Annotated in this window: 24 protein-coding genes and 1 tRNA gene; 5 read left to right on the forward strand and 20 right to left on the reverse strand. The window is 59.7% G+C overall.

All coding sequences use genetic code 11. The annotated features are described in order from the left end of the window. Nucleotides 1-9: 9 nt before the first annotated feature. Both D6858_RS05270 and D6858_RS05275 read right to left on the reverse strand, forming a co-directional pair. Nucleotides 10-807 carry a LytR/AlgR family response regulator transcription factor gene (locus D6858_RS05270; protein ID WP_120107833.1) on the reverse strand — a complete coding sequence of 266 codons (798 nt, stop codon included), beginning with the start codon at nucleotides 805-807 and terminating at the stop codon, nucleotides 10-12. Next, nucleotides 804-2,030, reverse strand: coding sequence for a sensor histidine kinase (locus tag D6858_RS05275; RefSeq protein ID WP_120107835.1), 1,227 nt, complete (start codon nucleotides 2,028-2,030; stop codon nucleotides 804-806). Before D6858_RS05275 ends, D6858_RS05270 begins: the two co-directional genes overlap by 4 nt. Nucleotides 2,031-2,123: 93 nt before the next feature. Between D6858_RS05275 and D6858_RS05280 the strand changes: the two genes are divergently transcribed. Beyond that, on the forward strand, nucleotides 2,124-2,735 hold the full coding sequence (locus D6858_RS05280) for an HD domain-containing protein (RefSeq protein ID WP_120107837.1): 612 nt from the start codon (nucleotides 2,124-2,126) through the stop codon (nucleotides 2,733-2,735). A 37-nt stretch (nucleotides 2,736-2,772) separates the two neighbouring features. Here D6858_RS05280 and D6858_RS05285 read toward each other — a convergent pair whose 3' ends face one another. From D6858_RS05285 to D6858_RS05320, 8 genes are all read right to left on the reverse strand, one after another. Beyond that, nucleotides 2,773-3,654 (reverse strand): M48 family metallopeptidase, encoded by an 882-nt coding sequence (locus D6858_RS05285; RefSeq protein WP_120107840.1) that lies wholly within the window; start codon nucleotides 3,652-3,654, stop codon nucleotides 2,773-2,775. A 119-nt stretch (nucleotides 3,655-3,773) separates the two neighbouring features. Then, nucleotides 3,774-4,484 (reverse strand): DsbA family protein, encoded by a 711-nt coding sequence (locus tag D6858_RS05290; protein ID WP_120107842.1) that lies wholly within the window; start codon nucleotides 4,482-4,484, stop codon nucleotides 3,774-3,776. Nucleotides 4,485-4,493: 9 nt separating this feature from the next. Further along, complete coding sequence (locus D6858_RS05295) at nucleotides 4,494-5,816, reverse strand: M48 family metalloprotease (protein WP_240623698.1); 1,323 nt, start codon at nucleotides 5,814-5,816, stop codon at nucleotides 4,494-4,496. Nucleotides 5,817-5,944: 128 nt separating this feature from the next. Beyond that, a complete protein-coding gene (locus D6858_RS05300; protein ID WP_120107846.1) occupies nucleotides 5,945-7,690 on the reverse strand; it encodes a PAS domain-containing protein in 1,746 nt (581 codons plus the stop codon). Between the two features lie 123 nt (nucleotides 7,691-7,813). Continuing rightward, the gene (locus D6858_RS16075) at nucleotides 7,814-8,170 is read right to left on the reverse strand and encodes a DUF2141 domain-containing protein (protein WP_225082416.1); all 357 of its coding nucleotides are present in this window, start codon (nucleotides 8,168-8,170) and stop codon (nucleotides 7,814-7,816) included. A gap of 77 nt (nucleotides 8,171-8,247) precedes the next feature. Continuing rightward, nucleotides 8,248-8,967, reverse strand: coding sequence for a sterol desaturase family protein (locus D6858_RS05310; RefSeq protein ID WP_120107851.1), 720 nt, complete (start codon nucleotides 8,965-8,967; stop codon nucleotides 8,248-8,250). 27 nt (nucleotides 8,968-8,994) lie between these two features. Then, entirely contained in the window at nucleotides 8,995-9,519 is a 525-nt protein-coding gene (locus D6858_RS05315; protein ID WP_120107854.1) for an MmcB family DNA repair protein, read from the reverse strand. An 83-nt stretch (nucleotides 9,520-9,602) separates the two neighbouring features. Next, the gene (locus D6858_RS05320) at nucleotides 9,603-9,977 is read right to left on the reverse strand and encodes a hypothetical protein (RefSeq protein ID WP_240623700.1); all 375 of its coding nucleotides are present in this window, start codon (nucleotides 9,975-9,977) and stop codon (nucleotides 9,603-9,605) included. Between the two features lie 122 nt (nucleotides 9,978-10,099). Here D6858_RS05320 and D6858_RS05325 point away from each other — a divergent pair. Together D6858_RS05325 and D6858_RS05330 are read left to right on the forward strand one after the other, a co-directional pair. Continuing rightward, nucleotides 10,100-10,176: transfer RNA gene (locus tag D6858_RS05325), tRNA-Arg, on the forward strand. 170 nt (nucleotides 10,177-10,346) lie between these two features. Continuing rightward, nucleotides 10,347-11,993, forward strand: a complete 1,647-nt coding sequence (locus tag D6858_RS05330; protein ID WP_120107856.1) for an N-6 DNA methylase — start codon at nucleotides 10,347-10,349, stop codon at nucleotides 11,991-11,993. On the opposite strand, the gene D6858_RS15955 is transcribed toward D6858_RS05330, so the two are convergent. The 6 genes from D6858_RS15955 to D6858_RS05360 form a co-directional block, all read right to left on the reverse strand. Then, entirely contained in the window at nucleotides 11,990-13,150 is a 1,161-nt protein-coding gene (locus D6858_RS15955) for a phospholipase D family protein (RefSeq protein ID WP_205664881.1), read from the reverse strand. The two genes, D6858_RS05330 and D6858_RS15955, sit on opposite strands and share 4 nt — an antisense overlap. A gap of 234 nt (nucleotides 13,151-13,384) precedes the next feature. After that, complete coding sequence (locus D6858_RS05340; RefSeq protein WP_120107859.1) at nucleotides 13,385-13,717, reverse strand: hypothetical protein; 333 nt, start codon at nucleotides 13,715-13,717, stop codon at nucleotides 13,385-13,387. Then, nucleotides 13,708-14,082 carry a hypothetical protein gene (locus D6858_RS05345; RefSeq protein WP_120107861.1) on the reverse strand — a complete coding sequence of 125 codons (375 nt, stop codon included), beginning with the start codon at nucleotides 14,080-14,082 and terminating at the stop codon, nucleotides 13,708-13,710. Before D6858_RS05345 ends, D6858_RS05340 begins: the two co-directional genes overlap by 10 nt. Further along, nucleotides 14,079-14,483 carry a hypothetical protein gene (locus D6858_RS05350; RefSeq protein ID WP_120107863.1) on the reverse strand — a complete coding sequence of 135 codons (405 nt, stop codon included), beginning with the start codon at nucleotides 14,481-14,483 and terminating at the stop codon, nucleotides 14,079-14,081. Before D6858_RS05350 ends, D6858_RS05345 begins: the two co-directional genes overlap by 4 nt. Then, a complete protein-coding gene (locus tag D6858_RS05355) occupies nucleotides 14,455-14,859 on the reverse strand; it encodes a hypothetical protein (RefSeq protein ID WP_120107866.1) in 405 nt (134 codons plus the stop codon). Before D6858_RS05355 ends, D6858_RS05350 begins: the two co-directional genes overlap by 29 nt. Next, complete coding sequence (locus tag D6858_RS05360; RefSeq protein ID WP_120107869.1) at nucleotides 14,852-15,349, reverse strand: hypothetical protein; 498 nt, start codon at nucleotides 15,347-15,349, stop codon at nucleotides 14,852-14,854. The genes D6858_RS05355 and D6858_RS05360 overlap by 8 nt, the downstream gene beginning before the upstream one ends. Nucleotides 15,350-15,475: 126 nt before the next feature. Here D6858_RS05360 and D6858_RS05365 point away from each other — a divergent pair, with 126 nt between their 5' ends. Then, a complete protein-coding gene (locus D6858_RS05365; RefSeq protein ID WP_120107871.1) occupies nucleotides 15,476-15,868 on the forward strand; it encodes a DUF2924 domain-containing protein in 393 nt (130 codons plus the stop codon). 482 nt (nucleotides 15,869-16,350) lie between these two features. Here the strand turns inward: D6858_RS05365 and D6858_RS05370 are convergent, their stop codons facing one another. From D6858_RS05370 to D6858_RS05380, 3 genes are all read right to left on the reverse strand, one after another. After that, the gene (locus tag D6858_RS05370; protein ID WP_120107873.1) at nucleotides 16,351-18,804 is read right to left on the reverse strand and encodes a DUF5906 domain-containing protein; all 2,454 of its coding nucleotides are present in this window, start codon (nucleotides 18,802-18,804) and stop codon (nucleotides 16,351-16,353) included. A 65-nt stretch (nucleotides 18,805-18,869) separates the two neighbouring features. Beyond that, a complete protein-coding gene (locus D6858_RS05375; protein ID WP_205664882.1) occupies nucleotides 18,870-19,085 on the reverse strand; it encodes a helix-turn-helix transcriptional regulator in 216 nt (71 codons plus the stop codon). An 82-nt stretch (nucleotides 19,086-19,167) separates the two neighbouring features. After that, complete coding sequence (locus D6858_RS05380) at nucleotides 19,168-20,565, reverse strand: tyrosine-type recombinase/integrase (protein ID WP_120107875.1); 1,398 nt, start codon at nucleotides 20,563-20,565, stop codon at nucleotides 19,168-19,170. Nucleotides 20,566-21,315: 750 nt separating this feature from the next. Here D6858_RS05380 and D6858_RS05385 point away from each other — a divergent pair. After that, nucleotides 21,316-23,343, forward strand: a complete 2,028-nt coding sequence (locus D6858_RS05385; RefSeq protein WP_120107877.1) for a ParB/RepB/Spo0J family partition protein — start codon at nucleotides 21,316-21,318, stop codon at nucleotides 23,341-23,343. A 195-nt stretch (nucleotides 23,344-23,538) separates the two neighbouring features. Here the strand turns inward: D6858_RS05385 and sigJ are convergent, their stop codons facing one another. Beyond that, entirely contained in the window at nucleotides 23,539-24,252 is a 714-nt protein-coding gene (sigJ, locus tag D6858_RS05390) for an RNA polymerase sigma factor SigJ (protein ID WP_276308684.1), read from the reverse strand. Between the last annotated feature and the right edge of the window lie 60 nt (nucleotides 24,253-24,312).

Raw genomic sequence — 24,312 nt, forward strand, 5'->3', positions numbered from 1 at the left:
GGGCAAAGGTCAGTGAACGAAGCGGGCCACTACGTCGCGATAACTGCGCGATACTTTCACTTCGGCACCGCTTTCCAGCACTAGGAAGCACTCGCCGTTGGTATGCGGTTTGACCTGACGCACCTGGTCGAGGTTGACGATGGTCGAACGGTGCACGCGCTGGAACTTGCGCGGGTCCAGACGCCGTTCGAGGTCCTTCATTGTTTCGCGCAGGATCAGCGAGTTATCGCCGGTGTAGATGCACATGTAATCGCCGGCTGCTTCGATATGCTCGATGGTTTCGATCTCCACCCGGAAAATCTGTCCACGATCCTTGATGTTGATGAGCTTTTCATAGCGATCGGCACTTTCGCCGTCGCCCTCTGCGAATTCTTCGGCAGCATCGGGGGCGACTTCGTTGAGCACGTTCTTAAGCTTTTCCGCCTCTTCCGCGCTGCGCTTTTCAGCCATGCGGACGCGAACCCGCTCGATTGTATCGGCCAGCTTGTCTTCGTCGACCGGTTTCATCAGATAATTGACGGCATTCGCTTCGAACGCACGGATCGCGTGTTCTTCGAACGCAGTGACGAATACGAACAGCGGGGGTTCAATCTCCATCACCCCTTTGACCACCGAAAACCCATCGAAACCGGGCATCTGGATGTCGAGAAAAACAAGGTCGGGCTTTTCGGTTTTGATCGAGCGGATTGCTTCGCGCCCATTGGCGCAAGTTCCGATTACCTCCACGTCTTCAAATTTTTCGAGTCGCAGCTGCAGTCCCTGAATCGCGAGTTTTTCATCGTCAACGATAAGAGTACGGATGGTCATGCGGATGTCGTTCCAATCGAGCGCGATGGTTCGCGCGTAAGAGGGATAGGTGCAGCGCTAACGGATGGCGGCGCAGCTGGTTTCACTGGCGCGCCAATCTGCGCTGAATCATCGGCGGATTCGTAGGGGATTTCGATAATCACCGTGAAGCCTCCGTCAGGTGGGTTGCGGATTTCGAAACGGTGGTCATCACCATATGCTTGAGCGAGACGATCACGGATATTGGCAAGGCCCACGCCGGTCGACACGGTCCTGCCTGCACCCGCAAGGACGAGCGGCAAATTGGCCCGCTCTTTCCGGTCGCGCAAGCCGGGGCCGGTGTCGGACACGGCAACGCGCAGCCGTTGTCCGACGAGTTGCGCGGTCAGGCTGATCTGAGCGCCTTCTTCCTGTGGGCTGACGGCATATTTGATCGCATTTTCGACCAATGGTTGCAGTAACATGGACGGCAAACAGGCCTTTGCCGCTTCCGGTTCGACGTTGAATTCGGTGCGTAAACGTTCCTCGAAACGCATCCGCTCGATGTCGAGATAGAGTTTCAGCGTTTCCACTTCCTGTGCCACTGTCACTTTGGTGCCGGGCTGGCTGACCAGCGTATGGCGGAGGAACGCCGAAAGCCGGGTCAGCATCGCATTGGCGGGTTCGGTCTGTTTCAACAGCACGAGCGTTGAGATCGAATTGAGCGTATTGAACAGGAAGTGCGGATTCAGCTGATAACGCAGCATCGCCAGCTGCGCGCTGGTCGCCTGTGCTTCCAGTCGTTCCAGCCGGTCGGCCTGTTCCTCCACCGTGAGGAAGAAGTTGATCGCATAATACAGCGCAGACCATGCACCCAGCAAAGTGCCATCGAGATATGCCAGCGCAACCATACGCTGCACGAACGACGTTTCGCGAATGCCGGAGTAATAAATGCCCTGGAACCATGAATCGATGGCCGCATATGCCGCGACCGATCCCATGAGCACCAGCGCTGTCACGCCCCATGTCACCAGTGCCGAACGCCGGATTAACTGGCGATATATCACCGAAAGGATGAGGCTGATGGCAAAGCCGGTTACGATCTCCACGATCACCAGCAGCAACAGCTCGACCGGTTGATCGTTGGCCAGCACCGACATCGCGCGCAGGACCAGCACGCCGCCCCAACCCGCGAGCTGCAGGTGCCAGAATGCACGATTCTTGTTTGCAAAGAACGGGGCGGGACTGATGGGCAGCATAGCCATAATATGCCTCTAAACTAATCGCACCGCATCAGGAGACAAGTTTTGTCGTGCAATGCAAATTCCGATACAGAGTACACAAAGAGGAGAGATGTCATGGATGTAGCCAAAGACGCCCCGCACGGTGCGGCAGATAGAGCAAAGTTCCGGGAAATGAAGGAAGGCACTGCGCAGGACTGGGCGATTATCGGCGGCGAGTATATGGCATTTGCCAAAGGGCTGCCCGATCGTGTGCTTGACCACCTGCGATTGCTCGATGGCGATTTCGGCGGATTTCCGGTCGATCGCCTCGAACATTCGTTGCAGACGGCGACACGTGCTCATCGCGACGGGCGGGACGAACAATATGTCGTGATGGCTCTGCTGCACGATATCGGCGATACGTTGGGCAGCTACAACCACCCCGAAGTCGCAGCGTCGATTATCAAGCCGTTTGTCAGCGAGGAAGTGCACTGGATCTGCCAGAACCACGGGCATTTTCAGGGATATTATTATTTTCACTTCCTGGGCATGGATCAGAATGCCCGCGACCAGTTTCGCGATCATCCGTATTTCGGTGCCTGCGCCGAATTTTGCGAGAAATACGATCAGGCTGCGTTCGATCCCGATTATCAGAGCGAGCCACTGGAGTTTTTCGAACCAATGGTGCGTCGCATAATGACGCGCCCCCTCAATTCGCTTTACGCAAAAGCGGCGGAGGCGGTCTGATACGAATCCCGCTGGGCCAACAGCCAGGTTCGGCCGGTTACCGATTGCCCACCGGCACGGTACGCTTGAAATGTGTCGGCCAGTCGGCCTTTCCTTCGCTCGCCATTAGCTGCTCGATTTTCGGCAGCTCTGCGGCAACGAATTCGGCGCGCTCGTCCCAGCCATCGTGTGTCCGGGCGCGGAATATCCATCCGTCGTTGCGCGGACCCCATTTTTTGAAGAAATCGACAGCGGATTGCGGGTCGTAACCCGCATTGGCCAGCAGCCAGGGCATGAGCCGGTCGGCCTCGCGCTCGGTCAGCCGGATATTCTTCTGCTTGCGGCCCACGTGCCCCAGCCATGCACGGTGAGCGAACAGATTATGCGCCAGTTCGTGCGCTACGGCAGCGGCAAACAGAGGTTCGCTATAGCCAACACCGGAGAACTTCCGCCCGATCAGCACACGCCTGCCATCGGCTTCTGCAGTACCCCCTTTGGCGAGCAGTTCGAAACGGCTTGGGCAAACCGGGATACCGGCGATGAGAGCGGAATGAACTGTGCCATCGCTGGCACGGCGCCATTCGATGTGGACGGAGCCATCTTGTGCCAGCACCTGATCCATCAGATCGTGCAGACCGGTCAATCGCTGCCAGTCTCCCGGCGGTGCTGCTGGCAAATCGGCCATGCGCCGCGTTCCGATGGAGAGAATTTCATCGTTCGTGGCCAGACCTGCGGCATCGGCGGGCGATCCGGGGACCACGGCTTCGACTGCCACGTCTCCGGCAATTCCAGCGGCGGCGCGCATGGCATCGGGATCGCCATAATTGGCCATATCCTGCAACAACAGCCCGATGGCGGGGTGCGCGTCGGCACAGAAAGGTGCATTGGCTTGCGCCAGTCGCCAGCCAACCGCCTGCAAGCGCAGGTCGCCTGTTTGCAATTCGGCCAGCGCCCGCCGATCTTCCTCAATCCCGGCGCGGGCGGGTCCTACTCCTATCGGAAGAGCAGCAATTGCAAGAAGGCAAGTAAGCGTTCGAAGGGCGTTTCGGAGGAGGGGCATCACTTGGCTGGCGATTTGCGTGCAGCCTCAATCGCCTTCGCCAGATTCGCTTCGCCGACCGCACCACCGATGACCTGATTGCCGATCACCCATGCGGGCGTGCCTTCGAAACGAAGCTGTTGAGCCAACTGATGATTTTTCTGCAGTTCGTATGTCACGTCCTGCGCCACACCCTGTTCCCTGGCGGCTCTCATATCGATTCCGGCCTTTTCCGCAGCAGCGGCAATCGTCGCTGCGCTCGGCGGGCCGCTTGCGAACATCGCATCGTGGAATGCCGCGAACTTGCCCTGCTTTGCGGCCACCAGCGCCATGCGCGCGGCAGCTTCGCTCCCGTTAAAGATTGGCCATTCGCGGACAACAACCCGCAAATCGGGATTGGCGGCGATGAGTTTCTTCACATCTCCGACCGAGTGACGGCAGAACGTGCAGCCATAGTCGCTGAATTCGACCAGTGTGACAGTGCCATTGGGGTTGCCCAACACCGCACCGGGAAACGGGTTTTCCACTTCGCCGCGAATGCCCGCCAGTTGGCGCGCGCTGTCACGCTCTTGCAGGGCCTGCGCCATTTCCGGCAGGATGTCGGGGTTTTCCACCAGCCATGTTCGCGTGGCTGAACCATGCAGCGGCGTAAGCGTGAAAGCCCAAGCTCCGAGAAATCCGAAGATCAGCGCCACCAGCGCGATGGGAACGAAGGATAGTAGCCTGTTCATGGATGTCCGCTAGTTGCGCCTTTGCATTCGTTCAAGCGCCTGCCGCGCTTCGAATTCGATATCCTGTGCGCGCAGCCAGTCCGCGGAATTCTCCGGCAATCCGGCCTGTGCTGCTTTGGCGCTACGCATGGCCTCCATGTACTGGCGGCTCATCACCTGCTGCTCCGCACTGGCCAGACGGGCGCGCGGCATATCGCCTTTAGAAGCGTATATCGTGCCAAGCTGATACCAGGCGAAAGGATTGTATCTGTCGCGAGCGACGGCATTGCGAAGCACCTGCTCAGCTTCGTCGTAATGAGCGGGATCTTCGGTTGCGATCAGAGCATGGCCAAACAGCGATGCGATCAACGGGGCATTGCCGGAAAGATCGGTCGCTTTGCGTAAAGGTGCGATTGCATCGGCGGGGCGCCCGGATTCGAGAAGAACCTGCCCCTCCAATTCGAGGAAATAAGGATCGTCTGGCGCGGATTTGATCAGTGCATCCGTTTCTGCCAGCGCTTTATCCATCAACGCTTCCTTGTGATAGGCATATGCCCGGGCATAGCGGGCAGGAACCGACAGATCGCTGGGCGGATAATCGCGCAGTGTCGCTTGCGGATCTTCGATATAACCTTCGAGCTTGGCCTTCACGCGGGCAAATCGGGTATCGAGTTGTGGATCATCGGGTTTGGTCCATGCCGGATCGCGCCGATAGGTTTCCGTCAGTGTCGCGATACGATCGCTCGTCATCGGGTGAGTGGAGACATATTCGTCGTCAGGCCGGGGGGAGTAACCATAACGGAATGCCTGATTCTGCAGTTTCTTGAAGAATTCTATCGATCCGCGCCCGGAAATGCCCGCCTTGGAAAGATATTGAGCGCCCGCCGCATCCGCGGCACTTTCCTGACCGCGGTTGAAAGCGAGGTATTTACCCATTGCGGCCCGCTGCCCTGCCATCGCGACGCCCATCGCCGCATCGCCCGCGCCGGCAGCGGCAGCCATGCCTGCCAGCAGCAACGAAAGGATCGAGATGCCTGTCGCCTCTTTCGACCCGGCGCCGGAAATCACATGGCCGCCCGTGATATGGCCCAATTCGTGCGCGATCACGCCCTGCACTTCATTGGCATTGTCGGCGGCGGCAATCAGGCCGGAGTTGATATAGACGGCCTGCCCGCCCGCAACGAACGCGTTGATCGACGGGTCGCCGACCAGCACGACATCGACATTCCTGGGATCGAGCCCTGCCGCCTTTATCAGCGGCAGGGCCATGTCATGCAGTAAAGCTTCGGTTTCACTGTCACGCAGGATCGATTGCGCGGCGACCGGTTCTATCGCCAGCGCGAACGCAGCCATCAAGGCCAGTGCCGTGGCGGTGAGGCGAGTTAGCGAAGAAGAGAAGGGGCGCATTGGCCCGGTGTCTAGCGGGTTTTGCCCTGAACCGGAACTGAAGCCTGCGTTGCACCCGGATGCGATCTCGCCATTCAGGCGACGAGCTTGCGACCCGCTTTTTCGATCATGCCAATATCATCGGCAATTTCGCCGAGGACGACGATATTGCCATCACCATCGCGACGGATCATGACCAGTGAAAATTCAGGGCCGTCTTCAACGATATCTTCAAAACCGAGGGGGGCAATTGCCCGCAGTTTGCGCGCCAATGCTTCTCGCGGGGTTTCACGTTTTTCTGGCTCACCCTGTTCGGACCGCCTTAGCGCCCGTTCGGCCTGAACCACACCCTTCAGCCCGCCTTCCGCATCACTCAGGAAGCGCGCAAGTGCGCCCCGTGCCACGCCCAGTCGTTGTGCATGGCTGAGGACCGCAGCATATTCGGTGATGCGTGTCTTGTCGTAATCGGCGCCGAAGACCAGCTTCACCACTGGAGTCATCGGTGAGCGATCCTGCATGGTCAGGCCGCTGTCCGCCAGAATATCAGCGAAATCGTCCGGTGCCTCCGCCGCAGCCAGACTGACGTCATATGCCCGCCCGACAGCGGCATAGAGTGCGCCTCGGCTACGGTCCTCGCTATTGCGGGCCGTCTGGGCGAGCTCGCGTGCTTCAGCGAGACAATCGAAGAGGGAGGCGTCATCACTGCCCGCAAATCCCGATTCTGATTTGATCGAGGTGTAGTCAGTTTCCATGCCAGATCGTCCGTCTGGGGCGACATTCGTCATCACTGACAGATCGAGCGGGGTTTTTGTCAGCGGCCTGGGGCGCAGTGAGGAAAGCGGATCAGTGGCATTCTCACTTTCGGACCAGCTATCTGCACTGTCGCTTGTGTCCTGTATATCGAACGTATCTTCGTCGAGCGGTTCCTCGTCTTCTGCAGCAATGCCACCTAGCGACAATAGCGAAGCGAAGCGGTTGTCGTCGGGCCCATCGTCATCGGACGCTTCGATCGCATCATAGAGGTTGCCCCCCTTGTGTTCATAGTTGGGGATGGGACCGTCGTCGTTATCGGCATATTCGGCGGGTTCGATACCGAATGAAGGCATAGGCAGCGAATGCGTGCTTGCGGCAGCGCCGCTATCAGTATCGGCATCAGCAGGGCCATCGGCCCAGCCATGCACGGGCGCATGCGGTGTTGGCAGGGCGCTGTTTGCCGCAATTTCATGCGCTAAATCGTCACCGTCCACTGCAATGGCCTGATCAATTTCCAGCAGCAGTTCGTCAGAGGTTAGCTGGTCGGCCAGTTCTTTCCAGTTGATTACGCCATATATGAAATCAATCGTGTCGTCGTCGCTGGAATAAGGCAGAAGAATGCCGCGATAAAGAATCGTGGCTCCGCGTTGATTGACGAACTCGGCCTCGAAGCCGATCGGCGCCTGATTCGCCAGAATCTGCATGTAATGATCGGTAATCCGGCTCAACAATGATCGGCTGGGGACATCCGACAATTTGCCATAGCCATTCTCCGCTCCGCATTCCTGCGCGAGCATGTCGCCAAGGAAGCGTATAGAAGGGTCTTCGATGCCGTTGGTGAAATCGAGAAGCACTGAATAAGGGCCGAAGTCAGGCAGATCGCCCGGAGATAGATCCTCGATATCAGGGAAATTGCGCTCCGCCAGTTGGCTGGCCCAGTGGTTGTAGGCTCGCACTTGCATGCGCCGTTCGTCTTGCCCGATTGGGCTCGGCGGCAGCTCACGTCCAGTGTCGTCGCTGTCGATCGGATAGTCTTCCACCTCGTCGCCGAGCCCGAAACTTCCGAATTGTCCGCTAAGCGTATCCATGTCTGCGGCACTGCCCCCAAAAAACTGATTGGGAGTACTTTGCCCGTCTGTGGTAAAAAAGGCGTTAAGTGAAGGCGTTGTATTCGCGATCTGGCCTGATTGGAAGGCTACGGCGAGGGTGACTTATAGCATGTAGCGCATGCGGATCGATATGGAGACATCATCCTGCGGCACCGCAAAAACAGCGTCTTTGAATCGGGGTGGCCCAAAACGTACCGGCGCATCGCGCGAAAAGCCAAACCCTTCCCGCGGGATCATCAGGGCCTTATCTGCTTTGCCGTTGCTGTTCTCATCGTGGAGTACGGCAATTGCCCATGATCCGACCGGAACGTCGGTAAACGTCAGCTTGAGCGCTTTATCAGCAGTGACGGACATTTGCCGGGAGGCAGGATCGTCCTTGCAGTCGGGAAATGATCTGGGAATGCGTGTCATGCAAACCCGGACCAGCCCTTTGGCCGAACGCAGACCAGTGATCTCCACATGGACATTGCTGAACGGGCCGACAGTAACCGGCGCGGCCTGCGGGCTGATCGGAATCAGCGCCGCGCCTGAAAACGTTATGGCTCCGATAGCCCACCGTCGGTACGGCAGAGGCGGTCCCACACGCGGAAATAAAGCCCGAAATTGCATCGATACTGCTCGTGATGGCGATGGTGATGGCTGGCGGTTATCAGCCATGCCCCCAACCGGGAATGAATGATACTGCGGGGGACGATTTCCCAACCGATATGATTGATGATCCCCATCACCGTCATGATCAACAGTACGATGCCCAACATGGCAACATGAATTGGCACTAAGAACACCAAAACAGGTATCACAACTGCGCCGGTAATTGCTTCGTAAGGATGAAAACTCATCGCCGCCCAAGCGGTCGGCGGCCGACTTGCATGGTGGACTGCATGCATGGCCCGAAACAAAGTCGGCCGGTGCATCAGCCGGTGCGTCCAGTAAAACCAGGTATCGTGGAGAAAAAGATAAACCAGTGGCGCAACCGGCAGGTACCACAGGGGATAAGCATCCCAGCGAGTATAAACCAGGGTCCATCCGTGCGCCTGCCATCCCCATGCTACGATGCCGGCCGGAATGCCGTAAATCGCCGCGGATAACAGGGACCAGCCGATTTCCCGTTGAATCTGGCGATTCTGGCCATCGTATATGCCCGGCCTCATCCGCACACTGATCCATGCGAACAGTCCGCTGGAGACGATATAGCGCAAAGCAATTATTACAGTCATCGCCAGAGCGGACAGGAAAATAGCAGACCACACCATCATCTGCTTATGCCTTGCCTTAACCGGCTACTAAAGCCCCCCGCTATCGGGGTGTCCCCAGGTAGCGCAAGATGGGTCGGCGGCAACTAATTGCCGCCTCAGGGCTGCGCGGGCGAGCCGCTCCACTTCGACTCTTCGTCGGGCAGCGGCCAGTGCATGTGTAGTGGCGGGACGAATAATTTCTGCGTCATAGCCGTCTGCCACGATTACACCGCACCGATCTGGCCTGAAATCGCCGCCGTCGAGCACTGCCCGGTCGAGCGCCGGAGGCAAACCCCAATAGAAGCGATCACAAAAATCCAGATAGTCCCGCCATTTGCTATCACCCAAAAGATCAGTCTGGCTGACTTTGATTTCCACAATGATGATTTGCCCCTTAGGATCGATCCCCATCAGGTCCGCTCGCCGCCCATTGCGGAGAGGCATTTCGGCCATACACCAAATATCGTTACGGGCTAGCAGCCGACAGATGCCGCGCGCAACGGTCGCGGCATCGGACCGAACCACATTAGCCCGCGGCGATAACGGAACGGCTGGATAATCAGGCGAAACCATTCCTGCGGCACTGGAACATAACGCGAACTTAGTCAAGTGCTGTGAATGCGTCCCGCGTCTTGCAATCAGGCCCTCTGCAAAAGCTAAGGACAATCACTGTCGGGGACTAGCGACATCAGCGCGCTTCGCGCTTCGCGAAATTCGCACCAAAGTGAAAAAGCCGCAGCAGTAGGATCCTGACCGCGATCTGCGACAGCCAGCAAAGCTTTTACGCCAGGCTCCATCATTGCGATCATGTCGGAAACGCCCTGCATCGCCAGATCAAGCCGCCATCCAGCTGCGTCACGGATCATTATGGGAAACCTCTGCACCCGCGCATCCTGCTTCTCGAACGCTAGCCCAGCAAGTGTTGCAACCGCCGATCCGGCTTCTTGCAGAGCGGCCCACTGAACGTCCATTGCACTCGCATCACGCAAGTCCGCGGCAGCGAATCGCCGCTTGGATGGGAGGTCGGTCATTGCATTCATCCCCTTGCGGATACTGTCGACGACTTGCCAAATTCCTAATATCGCCATGCGGGCGGTACGATAGGGGCTGGTGCACAACAAATCGCAATGCTAAGCGCCCGCCTCTTGGCATTGCACCCGTAGCTCAGCTGGATAGAGCGCTGCCCTCCGAAGGCAGAGGCCACAGGTTCGAATCCTGTCGGGTGCACCAGCTTTTCTGGGATTTTCGGACCCTCGGAGCTGGGGCAGTCTTAGCCGGGGAAACGGCTAGGGAAAATATTTCTAGGCTGAAGTGATTCCTATGGGGACTCAGAGTCGCTATCCAGTTGCTCTACGCACCTTGAGCCGATAGAACAAAACGGCAATGCGAAGGGAGCGGCTGTGAAATTCATCGAGGACCAGACGGCCCAAAAGCTGCGCGGCGGGTACTACACGCCTCTGGATCTCGCCTCGTTCATCGCGCGCTGGGTCGGAGAGATCAATCCCGACAAGGTCCTCGAGCCGAGTTGCGGTGATGGTGCATTCTTTCAGGCTATGTCCGATGTTGGCGGCTTCGAGAAGTCGGCCCTGACTGGCTTCGAGCTTGACAGCGACGAGGCGGGCAAGGCCACCCGTCGAGCGAAGCAGCTCAACCTTTCGAAGGCCGCCGTCCGCTCCGAGGACTTCCTCGGCTGGGCGATCGAGAACATGACGAAGGGCGGTGAGCGATTCGACGCCGCGGTGGGCAATCCCCCATTCGTTCGATACCAGTTCCTGCCTCCGCAATTTCAGGTCCGGGCCGCCACGATCTTTGACGAGCTCGGGCTCAAGTTCACGAAGCACACCAATGCCTGGGTGCCGTTTATACTCGCCTCAATGTCGCTGCTGCGCCCCGGGGGGCGTTTGGCGATGGTGGTCCCGGCCGAGATCATTCACGTCACTCACGCCCAATCGCTCCGCAGCTATCTCGGCAAGGAGTGCCGGCGGCTTGTCATCATCGACCCGGAAGAGCTCTGGTTCGACGGAACGCTGCAAGGCGCTGTCATCCTCATGGCAGAGAAGCGCAGCAGCCCGAGGCAGAAGGCCGAAGGGCTCGGCATGGTGCCCGTCCGTGGGCGAGAGTTCCTCCGGCGCTCACCATCCGAAGTCTTCGCAGAGCCGCAGTCGATCAACGGCAAGACGGTCGCTGGCAAATGGACCCGGGCGCTGCTCGACCTCGAGACCCGTGACCTCTTCGACGAGCTCGAGGCTCATGCCGACGTACATCGCTTTGATGACATCGCGCGCGTGGACGTGGGCATCGTCACTGGCGCGAACAAGTTCTTCCTCGTCCCTGACGCGACCGTCGAGGCCTACGGCTTGAGCAAGTACGCGCACCCGATGTTCGGGCGCAGCGAACACTGCCCGGGCGTGATTTATGACGAACAACAGCACGCAGCGAATGCCGAGAAGGGAAGCCCAACCAATTTCCTCTGGTTCGATGACGCGCCCAACAAGATGGCTAAGAAAGCGCGGCAGTACATCGAGCGCGGCGAAGCCGAGAAGCTGCACACCCGCTACAAGTGCCGCATTCGCGCCCCTTGGTACAAGGTCCCTTCGGTCTATTCGACCGAAGTGGGAATGCTCAAGCGTTGCCACGACACACCACGCCTAATCCTCAACAAGATCGGCGCGTACACGACCGACACGGCGTACCGCATTCGCACCAAGGAGGCGGACGGGGAGCGGCTGGTCGGCTGCTTCATCAATCCGCTCACGGCGCTCAGTGCCGAACTCGAGGGAAGGCACTATGGCGGTGGCGTCCTCGAACTCATTCCATCCGAGATCGAGCGGCTGGTGATTCCGATGCCCGCTAAGGCCGAGCTAGACTTAGCCGAGCTCGATAACTCCATACGGAACCGGCCCACGCACGAGACGCTCGAGCGACAAGGCAAGGTAGTCCTCGGGGCACTCGGCATCTCGAAGGCGAAGCAAGCCAGCGCACTCGAGGGTTGGCGAAAGCTTCGCAATCGGCGGCACAGGACTTCGACGGAAGCGGTTCCCGCCTAGTTGATCTCGATGACGAAGCGCGATTGCCCGTTCGCTGGCTCGTAAAGATACAGGGACCTTCCGAGCAAACCGGGCTGCTTGATATGCGGCGTGGCATCGCCCCAATGTAAGCCGGTGGTGTAGTTCCCCTGACCCGCTGCCCACGCTGCCTTGTGGCTCAGCGACAGGTCGAAGTCGCCCACATACACACCCGCAATAATGAGCGAGACCGGAATGTCCGCTTCATCCTTTTGCTTGGTTGCGTTGTGCGTCCAGTTCAGTTGCGAAAAGACCTGATTACGAAAGTATGTGGTCTGGTCGATGGTCTGCCCGTTCACTTGGTACTTCGCTTGGGTCAATCTCAGTACGCCCGGGACTGCGCTGGCTTGATTGAGTTGCAGGTCCGAAGAGGGTAGGTTCGGTTTGACCCAAACAAGCTGACCGAAAGTTGGCGGGGCGGTGACAGTATTTTGACCGCCGCCCTGCGCAGGTGGCTTCGGCTTCCGAGCCTTCTTCTTTGGCGGTGCAGTTAGCGGGAGCGCGATGGGCGCCTTGCTTGTTTGTGCTCCCTGTTTCCCAGCGCCGTAGGCAGTCTGAGTTTTGGGGTTTCGCTCATCCTCGAGCAAGCCCTGCTTAAGCAGATCGACAATCTGGCGGCCGGATGTAATCGGAAAACAGTGCAGCGGATGATTGGCTACAAGGTCCGCGAAGCCGTCGAGAAAACCGTCCACGAATGCCTTGTCGGAAGCATCAGCGTGGTCGAGCTCGAGATCGGCTCCTGCTTCAATGTTATTGTACAATCCCGGATGTGTCAGGTTCGCGCTGCCGATAATTGCTCGTGACCGATTGGCGCTAGAGGCGAGATACACCTTCGGATGGAAAATGCGGCTGCGGGACGCTGTGTCCACCCCGTATAGTTGAATGCCGAGTTTAAGCAGGGCCGCCGCCGCTTGAGCGGTTGTCGAGCCGTTACGGACACCGATGAAGGCACGAGTATTGCCCGCTACGGGAGCAATAGCCGCCGATACGGCGCTAACCCCAGCCGAATTGGCGAACGCCGAAGAGATCAGCAGGTCTGTCATCCAAGGCTCGCCAGCGAGCGAAATTAGTTGGTCTGCGTGTTTATGCCCTGCCACAATGGGCTGAAAGATCGGTCGAACTTGCGCCATGAATTCCACTCTGTTGCGAGTGGTATGGCTAACCTCGAAGTCAACTATTTGCCAGCCCCTTAGGCTATACAGCGTAGGGGCTCGTTTCGCTGACCCGATTGGCGCAAGGCCCACACAGCCTATGGTGCGGCCCCTCGCTCTCGAAGGGCTTGCGACATCGGAGGCAGGGTCGGGTCTCGGTCGGCATGGGCTCGCCATGCACATCCCGGCGCTTGCGCCCCATATGGGTCAGGCCCGCGTTGCTCACGCGACCTCGAGCATCGCCAGCATCGTCCCGTAGGCCCGGCGCTGGCCCGCGTTCATCGTGTTGCGGACGAGATGCTGGTTGTCGGGCGAGCGGAACACGTCCACCCAGACCTCCCGCTCCCCGGGCTGTCGGATAAGCCCAAAGAACGCAGCGAGCTCCTCGACTGCCACGCCGTAGATGTTCGAGACGCGCCGGACGAGCTCGAGGGTGGGCCAGCGGTCCTTTACAGTGGCGATGGCTGCGGAGAGCGCAACGGTGTGCGCCCTCCGGGTCCGCTCGTCGAAGCGGGTCATATAGTGGTCGAGGACCGCCTCCTCGGTCAGGTCCATTGGTCGCTTGCCTCATAGACCGCATCGGTGCGGGCCTTGCGGAAGGCGACCTCAGCCGAGCGCTCGGCACAGGCGAGCTCGATCAGCACCAGGTCGGTGCCGGAGTGGTCGAGGAGGGCCTTGCCGGGGGTGCATCCCTTCTCGAGGGCGATCTCCCCGGCGCGCACCATCATCGCATCCGCGTACTCAGCCGCCTTATACAGCGGCGCGGCTTCGCCAGCGGCGACCTCGGCTGCGTTCTTGCGCAACGTGGCAGTGGAGCTCTTCAGGATCACGGCGGTCGCGCCCTTCACGGCGGGCACGTCCACAGTCGAAATCTCGTTCACCGTCATATCGCGGACGATCATCTTCTTGGGCAGGGTCATTGTGCGGGTTCCTTTTCGGTAGGCAGGGAGGACAGGTCATTATCGACCTGCCGGGCTATCAGGGATGCGACCGTCTGGGCCTTCGCCCGGGACTGGCGGGGCTGGTTCAGGTAGCGGAGAAGGTCCGGCGCGTTCAGCTCGAGCTCGCCCAACAGAGAGCCCCGGAACTGGTGCATCAGACGGGAACCAGAGTGCGCCTCGGAGCCGTAGCGCTGGCGATACTCAGCGAGGAATGCCCGCTCGCTATCGAAAAGGGCTGTCATCGCCTCCCCGGCGGCCGCGATGCCCTTCGAAAAGCGCTCGGCCGCCTCGACCTTCTCCGCAGCGATCTCGCGCAGGCGGTCGGTGTGTCCGCCATCCGGCTCTGGGCCGTCAGGCCGCTTGCTGTTCCAAATTCCCATTGTCGTCTCCTTCCTTTCCTGTGGGGTTGCCCAAGGACGCGCGCACCGATGCGATCACGTCGCGCGCCTCCTTCGGCTCGAAGCCTGCGCCCTCGAGGTCAGACCTTCGGGCGCGCCAGAAATGTTCATCGAATGCGGGCCGTTCGGCCTCGTCCCGGGCCTTCATCAAGACCCAGCGGTCATAGGTGCTGGTGGGCTCCCGCTCGCCCCGAATCAGCCGGTCCTCATGCCACAGGACGGCCAATTCGGGGGTCGCAGGCGCAGCCTCGCCCATCTCGTACAGGACCGAGATGCGCAGGGCGCGGCGCTCGGCCGGGGTCATCAAGCGATAGCCCACGGCGAAGGCGAGGAGGTCGAGAGCGCTGTCCCTATTCATGGTCGATCACCCGTGCCGGAGCCGGGAGCGCCGGGCGGAGGTTCTCGGCCATCTGAAGGGCGACCTTCGCGACAGCATCGCCCAACACCCCGGCATCGACCGTGTGCGTCACCTGCTTGTTCACCGCTATGCCGTGCGTCTCCCGATAGGCGGGCAGCATCGCCCGGGCTCGAAGCTCGAGCAGGCGGTCCGAATACTTGCGGACCGTGCCGACGATCTTTTCACGATGGCGGCCCCCGAATATCGGCTCGTCCCATCCCTCCTGCGCGCGCCGGTATATCTCGGCCTCGATTGCAGCCTCGGCAGCGTCCATCGCCTCGTCCCACTGCGCGGCAAAATCGGGATCACGCTCGCGCTCGTCCTTGAACGTCTGGACCGCGCCGTACCGGGCCGATGCGCGCGGACTGGCGGCCCGAGCGGCACGGACGAGGATGCCATGGAGCTTGAGCTCGCTCAGGAAGGCCTTCTTGCGGCGGTCGGTCAGCTTCATTGCGGAACGATAGCTGGCGCGGCCAACGGAACGAACGGCGAAGCGTTGATAGCTATGAATAGCCCCATAGTTGCTATTCCTACTATTTATGCTATTAGGTGATTCGACAGACGATAGGAGGCCGCAATGGCAACAGTGGAAATCGACTTCGATGTTTACAAGGAGCTCACCGCCCGGCGGGCGAGCGAGACAACAACCTACAATGATGTGATTCGAGAGCTCCTCGGCATGGATGCGGAGCCGGAACCGGCGGATGCAGACCAAGCTTCCTCTGGCGGTCTCGAAATGAAGGGCGTGTTCCTGCCCAACGGGACGCAGCTTCGCGTCACCTACAAGGGCCGGACGTACTCAGCAGAGATCAAGGATGGCGCTTGGATCGGCAGCGACGGGAAACAGCGGAAGACCCCTTCCGAGGCCGCCTGCGCTATCACTGACACGAACGTCAACGGCTGGCGGTTCTGGAAGGTGAAGCGGCCCAGCGATACTAGCTGGAAGGTCCTCAATTCCCTCCGGCCGTAATGGTGTCGCGTTTCCCCTCGGCTTCCTTGAATTAACTGGCATCGCGTGGAAGCCCACGAAATGCGATAGTTTCGGCGGAGGGGGCTGGGCCTCGGAGAGGAAGAGCTCCGACAGCCAGTCCAGCGATCTCGCGCCCGCGCGCGCGTAGGCCGAACGGCGGCAACGGCAGGCGGCGGGAAGCCCAAACAGGTGGAAGCCACACAACAACCTCGGTAAGCGACTATCCGACTGGAAATCCGACTGCGCTAACCCCCTCTCTCTATTGTTCTTTTCTTCGATCCAGTCGGATAATCGGATTAGTCGGATATTCTCGAACAAGTCCCGCTTAGTGGTTAGAGGTCCCTTTTGGGCTTCGCGCATCTCCGAAGCAGAAGTGTCCGACTATCGCGACTATCCGACTGCGATGGGCCTAAGGCCATGAATCGAGTGGCTTTCCTCACAGTCGGATGCAATCTGAAATCCGACTGTCCGCTCCGAAGCGACTATTCGTCCGGTTTGATCCATTCCAAGCGGTCATCGAAACCCCAGTCACCGCCCCCGTATCGCTGGATCCACGCTGCCCGCGCATCCGCCAAGTCAGTCGGAAATATCCACCCCCGGGCGGTAGTGGCACCCGGTTGGATCAGTCCCGATCCAAAGCCCTGCTTTCGCAAGAAGCGACCTAGCGATGGATCAGACACTCTCAAAGCGGGTGCTGCCTGTCGCATCAGATCGAACAGGCCGGGCCGTTCGAAAGTGCCGTTGGAACGTCGAAACTTATCCTGCTCCTCCGGCTCGTCATCACTGCCGTCAATCTTCACGGGCCACGGCTCGACCGTTCCCGGTATGACCCCGCTTCTCAGAACATCGAGCCACCATTCTTCCTGTGGCTTCAAACTTTGTTCTTTCTGGTCACGCAGGGCGTCTGTCTGCGGTATCTCCCGGACCTCATAGTCGGACAGGTCCATCGTCATCAGATAATGTAGCAGCGCTTCCCGGCCACCCTGATTCATCGCTTGATGCAGCGCTCGGAAGTAGGCCTTGTCCTGCTTCTTCCCGTCGCCAACATCGAGAATGAAGTAACGCCGTTCGTCTGCCCCGGCAGGCACCACCCAGTCATCGTTCGATGCCATAATCAGGTGGACGTAATTCGGCGCAACCTCAGCATCTATGCCCTTCCCCTCGACGATGAGTGTATCCTCGGTCACGAGGGTCTTGAGCGTGCTTTCGTGCTGTTTGTCACCCGCATAGAAAGCCTCGTCAGCGAATAGGGCAACACAATCGCGCAGGTGTGCATTGAATTGGCCCACCAGATGCTTCGCGCTGCTGATATGCAGAAAATGCCGACCCCACAGCGAACCGAATATCTGCGCCACCGAGCCCTTGCCCGTCCCGCGCCCGCCGCGAAGCACAACAGCGACATGGCCCTGCTCGCCCGGGTTCTGGACCGCTCGAGCCATCCAGCTGATGAGGTACTGGAAATGGTCGTCGTCACCCTGACAGACGTTATCTCTCAGGTGCTCGAGAAAGGGCTGGTGTGCATCACCTGGCAAGGCCTCACACGCGAAGCCCTGCCACAGATTATATGCCTCAGGGACTTCTCTGCCGGGAGCGAAGACAATGGTCTCATATTGGCGACGCATGGGATGCTCGAGCCACCACTTCCCGGCCGGTGTGTAACTCGGGCTGTTGTCCTTGTTGACCCCGGTCTGGACCTTGATGTTCATGTAACGGTTGCGGAAGTCCTCGAAGCTCTGCTTCGAGATGCGTGTACGCGGTTGGGCAAGATTGCGATCCAATACTTCGCCAACCACGCGGCACTTGCCGCCTATGTCGCTGATCACAGCGTGGCGCTCGTTCAGCTTACGCAGCATCGGCTCCTCGACCTCTTCCCGGGCGCGCTGAATCTGTCGGGCAGCGTATGCCATAGGCCTTTTTTGGTCGAGAGTATGAGCCGCAATTCCAAAGTCTGGATCAGTGATAACAGCGGCTATCGTATCGTCATCGCACCCGGCCCGGACGAGCTCGCAGCAGACTGCGAAGGTGACTTCAGAGCGTGAATCATAACGCAACTGATCCTCTGGATCATCACCTTGAACGATGAGCATGCGGGTTCGGGGGGTCACGCTCTCCGGGAGCTCATCGAGGTCCTTCAGACGGGGGAGGTTCCCACTGATCTTTACGGCGGGCGCTACAAGGCCGCCATCGTCACTCTGGACCCGGGGTGCCGGGGTGAACTCGCCCAAGCCATATATATGCTCTGCATCATCATGGCGCTCGAGAACCGCTGCCAGCCGGGGGACGCGGCCAGCAGCTCTCTTCTTCTTGTTGGGCCGGTTGATCGTCCCGGGAAGCCGCATGATGCGGTCGCAATTGTGGCAGGCATCGCCACCGAGCATGATTTCAAGCTGCTGGTTGTAGGCTTCCGCCTCCTCAGCCGCCGGAATGTTGCCGCCGATGTACAGCGGGTCATCGAGCCGCCAGAAGCCCTGAAGGCCGCCCCCGCTGTCGATGATGAGCGTGGGGGCTGGATTGAAGCGTTCTAGGTCCTGTACAATCCGCTTCCGCTCTTGACTGAACCATTGTTCGGGCGCGGTGTTGTCGCTTTCAGGCTTTTTCCTCGGGTCCACATCAACGTGTAACCAAGCGAGGTCCTCCACGTCCTCCTTCTTCGCTTTCGAGCGCAGCAAGGTTCGCGCCGGGTTGACCATGAAATACAGGTTCATGCCCTCGGTCGTTCGCTCTTCCAGCCAGCGCAGGAAGCCCTCTTCGTTCTCAGGTCCGAAGGTCTCTGTCTTAGTAGGTCCTCCATCCGGGAAGATAGCCGTGATGGTCCACGGGCCTTCCGGCCTGAACCATTTTACATGTGCAAGGGCCTCTTCCAGCTTGGCCTCAGGCAGGTCCGGCTCAACGGTCGAGCCTTCGTCCTCGGAGCCGGAGACACTATAGTCACTCACGGAAAGTCTCCCTTTCCACCCTGTGAATCGGGCCGCCGCTCTTGGTCAGAGCGGCGGCCTATTTTTCAGGCGGCTTGCGGCTCTTCGCGGCGGGCATCACGGCGGCTCTTCAGCCATCGGTCGATCTCACTCTTCACCCAGACAACCCGGTTCGGCCCGAGGCGTACCTGCTTCGGGAAGTCGTGCGTTTCGTCTCGGATGTAATTGTAGATCGTGGGCCTACTCAGCCGGGTCAGTTCGGAGACCTCGGAGATCGTGAGCAGTATTTGTCGCTGGGCCACAATGCCCTCCTCTAAAGCCGGATATTCGCGTCTGAGGAGGGCCTAAGGAGTTTCGACCGGGGATAGGGAAAATTGTATTGCGCTATCCCCGGTCAGCGCGTGCTTTTTGGTGCTTTTTCTCTCTAGGGCTCTGTTTGTTCAGCAGTTTCTTAGCCCATAAATCGACAGCCTCGCGCTTCTCTTTCATATAATCGTGCGTGTCGTAGATGCCGCCCACGCCGGGGATGAGGTGACCGAGCAGTTGCTCCGAATGGAGGTGGGGAATGCCCAGCTCGGACATTCCAGATTTCACCGAGCGGCGAATGTCGTGAACTGTCCAAGGCTCAAGCGGTGGCAAACCGTCCTTCTCGCCTAGCTCAGCGATCTTGGCATCAAGTTGCAATTTCGCCTTCGAAAAGCCGCTTATCGGCCTGTCCCCTTTGTCGGTGGGAAACAGATGGTGGGTCTTTTCGATCTTCTCCGGCAAGGCCTTGTAGCTGGGCAAATCTTTGATGATCTCTACCGCCGGGTCCGATAGAGGGTAAGTGTGCGTCTTATCAGTCTTGTAGTGCCATGCGGGGACCGTCACGCATCGCTTATCCATATCGAGCCAGTCGGTGTTGAGATTGGCGACCTCGGAACGGCGCTGCCCGGTTAGGATCAGTAGCTGAATCACGCGACCGTACCGATAGCCGAGTTCCTCGGCTGCATCCCAAACGCGCCGGAGTTCATCAACCGATAGCGACCGGGTGCGGGCCTTGTAGGCGAATGCCTTCTGCGCCTTCTTGGTCTTGATGCTGACAACCGGATTGACCGCGATCATCTCCTCTTCGATGGCCCAAAAGAAGAGAGTGCGGAGGCGCTTGCGGACCTCCCGCGCAGCCGAAAGGCCACTTAGTTCATACCTATCTTCGGTCCTTGGCTTCTTTGCTTTCTCGGCGCGTTCCCGTGCGCGTTCGATGCCCTGTTCGCGAACCTTCGACAGGAGGGCAGAAACGTCAGCGCGGCCGATTTCGTCTATGACCCTCCCTGTCCAGCGAGGCAGCACGTAGTTGTCGAAGTACGCCTTGGTGGACTTCCACTCCTTCTGCTCGAGCTTGGCGTATTCTTCGATGAACCGCTCGACGATGGCCTCTAAGGTGCGAGCATTTCGCTCAATCGCCTCGGTCTTACGCTGCTGGGCCGGGTTCACTCCCTTCTCTGCGAGATCGAGGGCATCACGCGCTGCATCTCGGGCCTTTGCGATGGTGACGCGCGGGTAGTCGCCCAGCGACATCCGCCTCATCTTACCCTTCTTGCCGCCGTCTCCCGCGCCTGAGACGCGATAAACCACTGACCAATGTTTCGCGCCCTTCTGGCTGACCCGGAGCCGGAGTTGCGGAACAACTGTATCGGCCCACTCGAGCCGCTTCCCCGGCTCGGCCCTCAGCTTAGCGATGGCCTTGTCGGTGATCGTGTCACGCTTTGATTCATGTTCAACGGCCTCGGGTTGCGTCGCCATTCGTCATCTCCTATCCATTCCGGGGAAACGATGGGGAACCCTAAAACAGGCGCTGGGGTGAAACCCGCCTATACCCGGATAGACGAGTTCCTAGTGTAAATCCTAAGAAAGTCGAGCTTTTCCTATCGGGGCTAGACTTCGAGAAACCCGGCTAGACTGGGTAGCTCAGACCTCCGAAGGCAGAGGCCAGAGGTTCGAATCCTCTTGGGTGCGCCAAAATCTCCAATAAACTCAGTACCATATGGGCCTTGCAATCTCCCGTTTTGCACTTTGGTCGTCGCCAAAACTCACAAGCTTTGGTGTTTCCACCTCCATAAGCCCTTCGATTTCCGCCAGAAACGATCCGTTCGTTTCTCACCACACGAAATGAGTGTGAGGGGAAAGCCTTCCCCTGACCGGGAGCCCATAGGTCTCCCGCTACCCCTTCTGCGGGGACACCCCGCAACGCCCCGCTCGGCCCTCCGCGCCGATGGGTAAATCCGCATTCGCAGATTTGTGTCTTTCCGTAAGTGCGGAGATCGGGCCAGGGCATTCGCCGTCCCGATCGCGCGTGTTTGCGGCTCTCCCCGTCGGTGGGGTGGGCGACGCTTCCCTCTAGGCCCGCCGCGCCGGGGCGCAACGCGCTTGCGCGCTTACCTCCTCTATCGTTCCGGCCCTGCGGGTGCGCTCCGGCTCTGCCGGCGGGCCTTCGGTTCGCTCTTTCACCGCCCACCCCATTCCGGGGTGAGTGTGTGTTGAAGGAGAAGTGTGATGAACGCTGTTACCGAAACCACCGCTGCAGAGCCTGTGTCGGGCGTCGAGATTTTCGTGCCATTGAATAAGCTCAAGAAGTCCCCGCGCAATGCGCGCAAGGTGCCGCATGGGGGAAATGCCATCGAGGCGCTGGCCGCATCCATCGCGCACAAAGGGCTGATCCAGAACCTTGTCGTTGAACCCGAAGTGAAGGAGGACGGAACGCCGACCGGCTTCTATTTCGTCACCGCTGGCGAAGGCCGCAGGCAGGCGATGCTGCTGTGCGCCAAGCGCAGGAAGATGAAGAAGTCCGATCCGGTGCGCTGCTGGCTCGATACCGAGAACGATCCATCCGAGATCAGTCTGGACGAGAACGTCACCCGCACTCCCATGCATCCCGCCGACCAGTTCGAGCGGTTCCGCGAGCTTTCCGAAACCAGAGGCTGGGGGGCGCAGGAAATCGGTGCGCGGTTCGGCGTGTCCGCCCATGTCGTGAAGCAGCGGCTTCGCCTTGGCGCCGTGTCTCCGAAGCTGTTGCAGATGTACCGTGAGGACGGGCTGACGCTGGACCAATTGATGGCCTTTGCCATTACCGAGGACCACGACCGGCAGGAGCAGGTATTCGAGAGTCTGCACCACAACCGCGAACCGTGGATTATCCGGCGCGACCTCACCGCCGCCAATGTTCCCGGTCATGATCGCCGCGCGATCCTCGTGGGCGAGGCCGCTTATGAAGAAGCGGGCGGCGCGATCATCCGCGACCTGTTTGCCGATGAAGGTGGCGGCTATTTCGAGGATGCGGGTTTGCTCGACATGCTTGCCATAGAGAAGCTGCGCGAAATTGCCGACGAAGTGCAGGCCGAAGGCTGGAAATGGGCCGAGGCGCATATCGACTATCCCCATGCCCACGGCATGCGGCGCTTCTATCCCGAACCCGTTGCCCTGTCCGATGAGGACGAGGCGCGGTTGGAGGCAGCGTCAGTCGAGTATGACCAGATTGTTGAGGGCTACGATAACTATGACGAAATGCCGGAGGACGTGGCTGCGAAGGTCGAGGCGCTGGAAGCCGAGATCGACGCACTTTCCGACAAGCGCCAAGCCTATAATGCCAACCTGATCGCGCATTGCGGTGTGTTCGTCGTTCTCAATCATGACGGTACGGTCAGGATCGAGCGCGGTTTCGTTCGGGGAGAGGATGAGACGCTGGCCGATCCGCAGCCCGAAAGTGAAGCCACTGACTCGGAGGCGGTCGAGGCTGAGCTAGCCGAGGAAGGTGATGAGGACGTGCAGGACATCGAGGATGAGGACGAGGAAGTCGGCAAGCAGATTTCCGAAGCCCTGACCCGCGACCTGTCTGCGCACCGGACGCTTGCCCTTCGCGTGGCGCTTGGCGAGCGGCCCGACATGGCTTCGATTGCGCTCACCCACACGCTGACCTCCCAACTGTTCTACAACTATGCCGAGGCCGGTTGTCTTGAGGTTCGGCCGACCGTGACCCCGCTGGGCAGTCATGCGGACGGGATCGAGGATACGCCGCTGGCCGCCAAGGCAAACGCGGCGCATGAGGCATGGGCCGAACGGATGCCGCGTGATGTGGCGGACCTGTGGGCGTTCATTGTCGCTCTGGACGATGAGGATCGGATGGCGCTGCTGGCGCATTGCGTATCCTGCACCGTCAATGCGCTGCGTCTGCCATGGGATCGCAAGCCACGGTCGCTGCAAACCGCCGACAGGCTGGCAAGCGCCGTGTCGCTCGACATGGCAAAGGACTGGACACCTACCGTGGACAGCTATCTTGGCCGTGTCACCAAGGCGCATATCCTCGAAGCCGTGACCGAAGGCGTGTCGGAGGATGCCGCGCGCCGGATCGTGGACATGAAGAAAGCCGACATGGCGCAGTCCGCCGAGAAGCTTCTGGCTGGGACCGGATGGTTGCCGGTGATCCTGCGGACGCCGGATACGGAAGCGGAGCAGCCATCAGAGGCCGAGGCTCCCGAAGCGCAAGCCGAGGACGGAGAAGGCTTCTACGCCGTCGCCGCTGAATAGCGGCATGAAGCCGGGGCCGCGTGAGCGGCCCCGGCTCTCTTTACTACTTGGGTGAAAGCCGAAAAATTGCGGCCGCGCCCGACGGGGGCGCGGCCAGTTACAGCAAACGGCTCACATTGGGCCGAAGCTGAAGGTCGGCTTTGCATTCGGAGTTGTCTAAAGCGGACCCTCCGCCCTGAGTTGACTTTCGATTAGTCAGACCGAGCCCTCGGATAGCATCACCTTGATATGCCGCAGCTTATCTGGGTTGCGCACGATGTAGAGGGCAGTGATCTTTCCGTCGCGAACCTCAAGCGCCGTGGTCTGCAAAGCAGCCCCCCGGTCGATGCTGATGAACCCGGGAAGTCCGTCGATCGTCACGACGTGAAGCAATCGGGGCCGGTATGCGGCCTTGCGCGCCAGCCCGCGAAACAGGCGCAGGACCCGGTCGACACCGCGCACGATATTGCGGAAGGCGAGGACTTTACCGCCACCGTCTGAGTAGACCGCGACTTCGTCGGCAAGGATTCCGCTCAATGCCTGGATGTCGCCTTTGGTGCTGGCATCATGGAAAGCTCGCACGAGATCGGCGGCGCTTTCCGGCGATATTTCAAAACGCGGGCGCGCATCCCTGACGTGGCGACGGGCGCGGGATGCGAGCTGACGAACCGCGGCAGGCTCTCGTTGCAATACAGATGCCACCTCGATCAGCGGCGTGTCGAAAATGTCATGGAGCAGGAAGGCAGCCCGCTCCAGCGGTGACAGCCGCTCCATCGCCATCATCAGCGTCAGAGTTACGTCGTCGGCGATGGTCTCTTCATCAGACTGCTGCACCAGTGGCTCCGGCAGCCACGCCCCGACATACTCCTCGCGTCGCGCCCGGGCCGACTTCAACTGGTCAAGGCAGAGGCGCGTAACGATCCGGGTCAGGTAGGCCTTTGAACCGCCCCGGGATTGTCGGAGGCCCTAACTCCTGAGAGGAAGGGTCTA

It is taken from the genome of Tsuneonella suprasediminis, assembly GCF_003605755.1.
Classification (GTDB): domain Bacteria; phylum Pseudomonadota; class Alphaproteobacteria; order Sphingomonadales; family Sphingomonadaceae; genus Tsuneonella; species Tsuneonella suprasediminis.

Coding starts and splice junctions, on each gene's coding strand:
- D6858_RS05270 (WP_120107833.1), bottom strand. CDS start 807: ATGACCATCCGTACTCTTATCGTTGACGATGAAAAACTCGCGATTCAG.
- D6858_RS05275 (WP_120107835.1), bottom strand. CDS start 2,030: ATGGCTATGCTGCCCATCAGTCCCGCCCCGTTCTTTGCAAACAAGAAT.
- D6858_RS05280 (WP_120107837.1), top strand. CDS start 2,124: ATGGATGTAGCCAAAGACGCCCCGCACGGTGCGGCAGATAGAGCAAAG.
- D6858_RS05290 (WP_120107842.1), bottom strand. CDS start 4,484: ATGAACAGGCTACTATCCTTCGTTCCCATCGCGCTGGTGGCGCTGATC.
- D6858_RS05295 (WP_240623698.1), bottom strand. CDS start 5,816: ATGGCTGCGTTCGCGCTGGCGATAGAACCGGTCGCCGCGCAATCGATC.
- D6858_RS05300 (WP_120107846.1), bottom strand. CDS start 7,690: ATGGATACGCTTAGCGGACAATTCGGAAGTTTCGGGCTCGGCGACGAG.
- D6858_RS05310 (WP_120107851.1), bottom strand. CDS start 8,967: ATGATGGTGTGGTCTGCTATTTTCCTGTCCGCTCTGGCGATGACTGTA.
- D6858_RS05315 (WP_120107854.1), bottom strand. CDS start 9,519: ATGGTTTCGCCTGATTATCCAGCCGTTCCGTTATCGCCGCGGGCTAAT.
- D6858_RS05320 (WP_240623700.1), bottom strand. CDS start 9,977: ATGACCGACCTCCCATCCAAGCGGCGATTCGCTGCCGCGGACTTGCGT.
- D6858_RS05340 (WP_120107859.1), bottom strand. CDS start 13,717: ATGGACCTGACCGAGGAGGCGGTCCTCGACCACTATATGACCCGCTTC.
- D6858_RS05345 (WP_120107861.1), bottom strand. CDS start 14,082: ATGACCCTGCCCAAGAAGATGATCGTCCGCGATATGACGGTGAACGAG.
- D6858_RS05350 (WP_120107863.1), bottom strand. CDS start 14,483: ATGGGAATTTGGAACAGCAAGCGGCCTGACGGCCCAGAGCCGGATGGC.
- D6858_RS05355 (WP_120107866.1), bottom strand. CDS start 14,859: ATGAATAGGGACAGCGCTCTCGACCTCCTCGCCTTCGCCGTGGGCTAT.
- D6858_RS05360 (WP_120107869.1), bottom strand. CDS start 15,349: ATGAAGCTGACCGACCGCCGCAAGAAGGCCTTCCTGAGCGAGCTCAAG.
- D6858_RS05365 (WP_120107871.1), top strand. CDS start 15,476: ATGGCAACAGTGGAAATCGACTTCGATGTTTACAAGGAGCTCACCGCC.
- D6858_RS05380 (WP_120107875.1), bottom strand. CDS start 20,565: ATGGCGACGCAACCCGAGGCCGTTGAACATGAATCAAAGCGTGACACG.
- D6858_RS05385 (WP_120107877.1), top strand. CDS start 21,316: ATGAACGCTGTTACCGAAACCACCGCTGCAGAGCCTGTGTCGGGCGTC.